This window comes from Promineifilum sp. (SeqCode) (genome assembly GCF_041918635.1).
Classification (GTDB): Bacteria; Chloroflexota; Anaerolineae; order Promineifilales; family Promineifilaceae; genus Promineifilum.
In genome coordinates, this window is sequence record NZ_JAYRVJ010000679.1 from 1 (window position 1) to 5,463 (window position 5,463).

Consider the following 5,463-nt stretch of genomic DNA (forward strand, 5'->3'; position numbering starts at 1 on the left):
CTGCTGAAGCATGCGGCGGGTCACCCAGCGCCCTTCCTGCGGGCTGTTGGCCCACTGGATGCCGGCGCGCTCGGCCAATTCGTCCAGTTCTTCCTTGGTCGGCCCCTCGCCGCTGGTCAACCAATCCATGAGCTGCTGGAGGCGTCCGCTCAACGCCTGGAGGGCGGCCTGGAGCATCTCCTGATCATCCTCGGACAGCTCTTCCATGGCGCTCTGCATGGGCGGGCCGCCGCTGCCGAAGTAGAGGGGGAACAGCTCTTCAAAGGCGGCGAAATCGTCGGACTCTTTCACCAGCGTAGCGCGCAAGGACTGGCGGAACAGCTCCTTGTCCATGATGCCCAGGACTTCGACCGCGCGCATGGCGTCCATCGATTCGGCCATCGATACCCGCACGCCGGCGGCCCGCAGGCCGCGCACAAAGTCAATGATCCGGTCGTCCATCTCTTATTCCTCCGCCCAGAAACTTTATCCGCAGATTAGGCAGATTTGGCAGATTAAAGAAAGAAATCTGCCAAATCTGCCTAATCTGCGGATAACTCCTCTTATCCTCGTCCGCTGGGGCGGCTGCGGCCGCCGTTGCCCATCATGCGCTTGGCCTTCTGCACGTCGGCCTCGTACTTGAGCAGGACGGTGAGGGTGTGGTGCATCGTCGTCTCGTCGATGGCGCGGGCGTTGAGGGCGACGAGGGCGCGGGCCCAGTCAAGCGTCTCGCTGATGCTGGGCACCTTGCGCAGATCCATGTTGCGCAACTGCTGTACCACGGCCACGGCCTGCCGGGCCAATTCCGGCCGCAGGTCGGGAACCTTCAGGCGCACAATGTCGAGTTCCGCTTCGAGCGAGGGGTAGCCGACGTAGAGGTAGAGACACCGCCGCTTGAGCGCTTCGCTCAATTCGCGGGTGTTGTTGCTGGTCAGGAGAACCATCGGCTGATGCTTGGCATGGATCGTGCCCAGTTCGGGCACGCTGACCTGGAAGTCGCTCAGCACTTCCAGCAGGAACGCCTCGAATTCCACGTCGGCGCGGTCGATCTCGTCGATGAGCAGGACGACCGGCTCGTCGGAAGTCAGGGCCTTCAGGAGCGGGCGCGGCAACAGGAAGTTCTCCGAGAAGAAGACATCCTCCTCCTGGGCCAGCCGGCTGGCGGCCTCGGCCAGGCTGCTCACGTCGCCCAGCACGTTGCGCAGCGTGTCGCGCAGGAGTTGGGTGTAGAGCATCTGCTTGGCGTACTCCCACTCATAGAGCGCCTTGCTCTCGTCCAGCCCTTCATAGCACTGGAGGCGGACGAGCGGCGCGCCCAGCGCCCCCGCCCACCCTTTGGCCAGTTCTGTCTTGCCCACGCCGGCCGGGCCTTCGGCCAGAACCGGCTTGCACAGCGATTGCGCCAGATAGACGACCGTGGCGATCTCATCGGAGGCGATGTATTGCTGTTTGCCCAAACGCTGGCTTACATCGGCCGTATCTTTGAACATCATACGAATGGTCTCCGTTTTTAACCTGCAAGCCGGCCGTGGCCGGGGCTAACGATAAAGGGTGCGTGTCGCACGCCCAAGCGTGTCGCACGCCCAAGATTGTATGGACAATGCCGCCGCGACGCAACGGGTTGCCGCCGGCTCTTATTCAGCCTTCAGACCACCGGCAAGTCTCGCGCCAGATAATACCAGTTGGTCGCCTCCGTGAAACCTAGACTTTGGTATAGGTTCATGGCCGGGTCATTTTGCCGCCAGAGGCCGATCTCGACCAGCAGCGCGCCCTGCCGCCGCAGGCCGTGCAGCGCGGCCAGCAGCAGTCGACGGCCGTGGCCCCGCCCCTGGTGCGCGCGGGCGATGCCCAGCGGCTCCACCCGGCCGCGGCCATCGGGCAGCCGCTCGTGCCAGACCACGCCAATCGGCTCCCCGTCTTGGGTCAGGAACAGCAAGTCCTCCGGCCGGGCCAGCGTCGCCGACACCTCCGCCTCGGTGTAGGGCTGCGACCAGGGCGCGCCCTCGAAGCTGCGCTCGTAGAGGCGGCAGAACTCGGCCACGGCCCGCGCCTGGGGATAGGTGACGATCTCGCCCGGCGGGCCGGCCGGCTCGACGGGCAGCTCGCTCAGGTCGGCCAGTTCCAGCATACACTCCTCATGCTCGACAAAGAAACCGCGCCCCATCAGGAAGCGGGCCGCCTCGTCTTCCAGCGTGTCCATCCGGCAGGAGAGTTGCCGGACGCCCAGCGCCGTGGCGGCCGTCTCCACGTGGCGCAGCAGCCGCGTGCCCAGCCCTTGCCGCCGCCAGGCGGGGACGACGCCGCCGCTCAGGTCGACCACACCGGGCAGGCCCGGCAGCGGATCGATGGCGGCGTAACCGGCCAGCCGCTGGCCGCGCGCCGCCAGCCAGACGTGGCCGCCGGCCTCGAGGCGCTCTTCCAGCAGGTGCGTCCAGGTGAGCAGCTGGTCAGCCTCGGCCGCGGCGATGGCGGCGTGGGCGACGAAGAGGGGCGCGGCGTCGTCGGGGTGGTAGTCGCGGATTTCGTAGGGATCGAACAGGCTGATTCGAGTAGACATGGCGCGGCTATTGTAGCGCGGCCGTCCATGGCGCGAAATGTTGACCGGCGGCCGGGCCGGTGTTAGAATCTCCTCTGTTGCCCTCATCGTCTAGGGGACCAGGACGTAGCCCTTTCAAGGCTAAGACCGGGGTTCGAATCCCCGTGAGGGCACTAGTGGAGCGAAAGCCAGCCGGAGTGGGCTGGCTTTTTGCTTTCATCGCGCTTGACTTCTCAGCAGGATCTATATACATTACCGCTATACATCATTATGGAGCAGGACGATGATGGAGCGAACACAAATCTACCTGACAAAAGAGCAGCAAAAGGCAGTCAAGTCAGTTGCCGAACGGCGCGGAAAAACGCAGAGCGAGATCATTCGTGAAGCGATTAACTATTACATCGCTCAACAGATTGGAGATAATCGCCGCGAGTTGATGCACCAAGCCGCCGGCATGTGGGCTGATCGAGATGACCTGCCCGCATTTTTCGAGGAACTTCGCCGCGAGTCAGATCAAGAGCTAACCGATGAACAGACTCAACCGCTACCTGTTGGACACTGATGTACTCGTTGAGTATCTGCGTAACCAGGAGCAGGCCATCGCCTATGTTGACAGTCTAGAAGGTGACTTGCTCGTTTCGGCCGTCTCCGTTGCCGAACTATATGTTGGGGCGCGGAGTGACTTGGAGCGAAAACTGCTGGATGATTTCGTGTCCGCTCTCACAGTGATCGCTGTTGACGGGGCGATTGCCCGACAAGGTGGTCTTTATCGTCAGCAGTACAAGCAGAGCCACGGAACAGGGTTTAACGATGCGCTGCTCGCTGCAACGGCTGAGTTATTGGGAGTAGAGTTCATCTCGTTCAATCAGCGCCACTTCCCCATGCTCTCGAATTTGGTAGTTCCCTACAAGAGGTAACCCATGCGCCTAGGACTCATGCTCGGCTACGCGGCCGGCCAGATGCAACTACCCATCGAACTCGTTCAGGAGGCTGACCGCCTGGGCGTCTACGCCGTCTGGACGGCCGAGGCGTATGGCTCCGACGCCGTGTCGCCGCTGGCCTGGTTGGGGGCGTGCACACGCGACATCCGGTTGGGCACGGCCATCATGCAGATGCCGGGCCGCACGCCGGCCAACGCGGCCATGACGGCCATGACGCTCAACCAACTCTCCAGTGGGCGCTTCCTGCTGGGGCTGGGGCTGTCGGGGCCGCAGGTGGTGGAGGGGTGGCACGGCGTCAGCTACGCCCAGCCGCTGGCCCGGACGCGCGAGTACGTCACCATCGTCCGCCACATCTTCCGCCGCGAGTCGCCGCTGACCTTCGAGGGACGCCACTACCAGATCCCCTACCGCGGCGAGGACGCCACCGGGCTGGGCAAGCCGCTCAAGAGCACGCTCAAGGCCGACCCCAACATCCCCATCTACCTGGCGGCCATCGGCCCCAAGAACGTGGAGCTGGCGGCCGAGATCGCCGACGGCTGGCTGCCCATCTTCTTCGCGCCGGAGCAGTACGACGCGGTCTTCAAGTCGCACGTGGACGCCGGGTTGGCCAAGGCGGGCAAGACGATGGACGGATTCGACATCGCCCCGACCGTCTCGGTGGTCATCAACGACAACCTGGACGTGTGCTACAACATGCTACGGCCGATGCTGGCCCTCTACGTCGGCGGCATGGGGGCGCGGGGGAAGAACTTCTACTACGATCTGGCCGTGCGCTACGGCTTCGAGGGCGCGGCGGCCGAGATACAAGACCTCTACCTGTCGGGCGACAAGGGCGGGGCGATGGCCCGCGTGCCGGCCGAGCTTATCGACGCCGTGGCCCTCGTCGGCCCGCGCGAGCGCGTGCGGGAGCGCCTGTCCATCTGGCGCGCCAGCCCGGTGACGACGCTCAACATGACGGTCTTCGACGTCGCGACGTTGCGGAGTATGGTAGAATTGGCGTCGGAGTGAGGCAACCCATGGAAGCTGAACTGTCTACCATCCAATTCCCGGCGCAGGCCGACGTCAGGATCGAGATCAGCGTCGCCGCGCATCTGGGCATTACGGCCCAGTCGGCGCAGCGCAAGGTCAGCAAGCTGCTGCTCGATCACGTCGGCAATCTGCTCTATGGAGAGGCGCCAAACCTGGTGGCCGGCGCGAGGCTTCTTTGGCGCGTTCCCGTGTGGCTGTCCTCACCGGCGCGCGGCCCCGTGGGGCAAGTGGGTGTACTGGACGTAGATGCTCAGACCGGGGAAGTTCTATACTCGCCGGAGTCTCTCAAAACTATAGAAGACCAGGCCCATGTCCTTGCTCAACATTCCGCACCAGACGCAGATCGAGCCTAGTTGGTGCTTGCCGCCCTGCGCGGCAATGGTCTGCGCCTATTGGGGCCAACCTCTATACCAGGGCGATATTGCCCGTTGGCTTCGAACGACCGGGACCGGCACTCCGGCCAGAAACATTGGCCGCCTTCGAGAGCACGGCTTCAACGTCGCTTATTTGGAAGGTTCGTTCGAGCTTCTCGTTAACTCGCTCGGCCAGGGCATCCCGTGCATCGTGTTCATACGCACCGGGGAGTTGCCATACTGGAGCGTCGATACCGCGCACGCCGTCGTGCTGGCCGGATCAGATGGGGAACAAGCATACGTTCCCGCCTTCGCGGATGCCCCGAAAACGACCACAGTTGAAGCGTTCATGCTGGCGTGGTCGTTCTTCGATTACACAGTGGCGACGCTAACGCCGATCACGAGCCAGTAGTTCTATGGCAGGCACGTTATCACAACGCGAAACCCTCTGGCTGGAACGCAACCGGCCGGTCACCCTCGACGGCCGTGAGGAATTGTTCGTCGAGCTGATCGCCGCGCTGGCCGAGACGCGCCCGCTGACCGGCCGGCGCTACAACCACCTCGTCCGCGCTTTCGCGCGGCGGGGGCTGCCGTGGCTGTCCAAGAGCCAGGTGCTCGACGCCTA

At 63.8% G+C, this 5,463-nt stretch carries 8 protein-coding genes, 1 tRNA gene and 1 pseudogene; 7 read left to right on the top strand and 3 right to left on the bottom strand.

The genetic code is table 11. From position 1 onward, the window contains the following. The 3 genes and pseudogenes from ACE3UY_RS19905 to ACE3UY_RS19915 form a co-directional block, all read right to left on the bottom strand. Positions 1–441 (bottom strand): annotated as a pseudogene (locus tag ACE3UY_RS19905) (hypothetical protein); the annotation flags it as partial. A gap of 101 nt (positions 442–542) precedes the next feature. After that, complete coding sequence (locus ACE3UY_RS19910; RefSeq protein ID WP_374689233.1) at positions 543–1,469, bottom strand: AAA family ATPase; 927 nt, start codon at positions 1,467–1,469, stop codon at positions 543–545. Between the two features lie 155 nt (positions 1,470–1,624). Next, positions 1,625–2,536 (bottom strand): GNAT family N-acetyltransferase, encoded by a 912-nt coding sequence (locus ACE3UY_RS19915; RefSeq protein ID WP_374689226.1) that lies wholly within the window; start codon positions 2,534–2,536, stop codon positions 1,625–1,627. A 79-nt stretch (positions 2,537–2,615) separates the two neighbouring features. Between ACE3UY_RS19915 and ACE3UY_RS19920 the strand changes: the two genes are divergently transcribed. From ACE3UY_RS19920 to ACE3UY_RS19950, 7 genes are all read left to right on the top strand, one after another. Then, a tRNA-Glu gene (locus tag ACE3UY_RS19920) sits at positions 2,616–2,688 on the top strand. A 110-nt stretch (positions 2,689–2,798) separates the two neighbouring features. Next, positions 2,799–3,077 (top strand): CopG family transcriptional regulator, encoded by a 279-nt coding sequence (locus tag ACE3UY_RS19925; RefSeq protein WP_374689227.1) that lies wholly within the window; start codon positions 2,799–2,801, stop codon positions 3,075–3,077. Next, positions 3,043–3,432, top strand: a complete 390-nt coding sequence (locus tag ACE3UY_RS19930) for a type II toxin-antitoxin system VapC family toxin (RefSeq protein ID WP_374689228.1) — start codon at positions 3,043–3,045, stop codon at positions 3,430–3,432. The genes ACE3UY_RS19925 and ACE3UY_RS19930 overlap by 35 nt, the downstream gene beginning before the upstream one ends. 3 nt (positions 3,433–3,435) lie before the next feature. After that, the gene (locus ACE3UY_RS19935) at positions 3,436–4,464 is read left to right on the top strand and encodes an LLM class F420-dependent oxidoreductase (protein ID WP_374689229.1); all 1,029 of its coding nucleotides are present in this window, start codon (positions 3,436–3,438) and stop codon (positions 4,462–4,464) included. 8 nt (positions 4,465–4,472) lie between these two features. After that, positions 4,473–4,838 (top strand): hypothetical protein, encoded by a 366-nt coding sequence (locus tag ACE3UY_RS19940; protein WP_374689230.1) that lies wholly within the window; start codon positions 4,473–4,475, stop codon positions 4,836–4,838. Next, on the top strand, positions 4,795–5,250 hold the full coding sequence (locus ACE3UY_RS19945; RefSeq protein WP_374689231.1) for a C39 family peptidase: 456 nt from the start codon (positions 4,795–4,797) through the stop codon (positions 5,248–5,250). Before ACE3UY_RS19940 ends, ACE3UY_RS19945 begins: the two co-directional genes overlap by 44 nt. Before the next feature lie 4 nt (positions 5,251–5,254). Continuing rightward, positions 5,255–5,463, top strand: a 209-nt coding sequence (locus tag ACE3UY_RS19950; RefSeq protein ID WP_374689232.1) for a hypothetical protein, incomplete at its 3' end; no start/stop codon positions are given.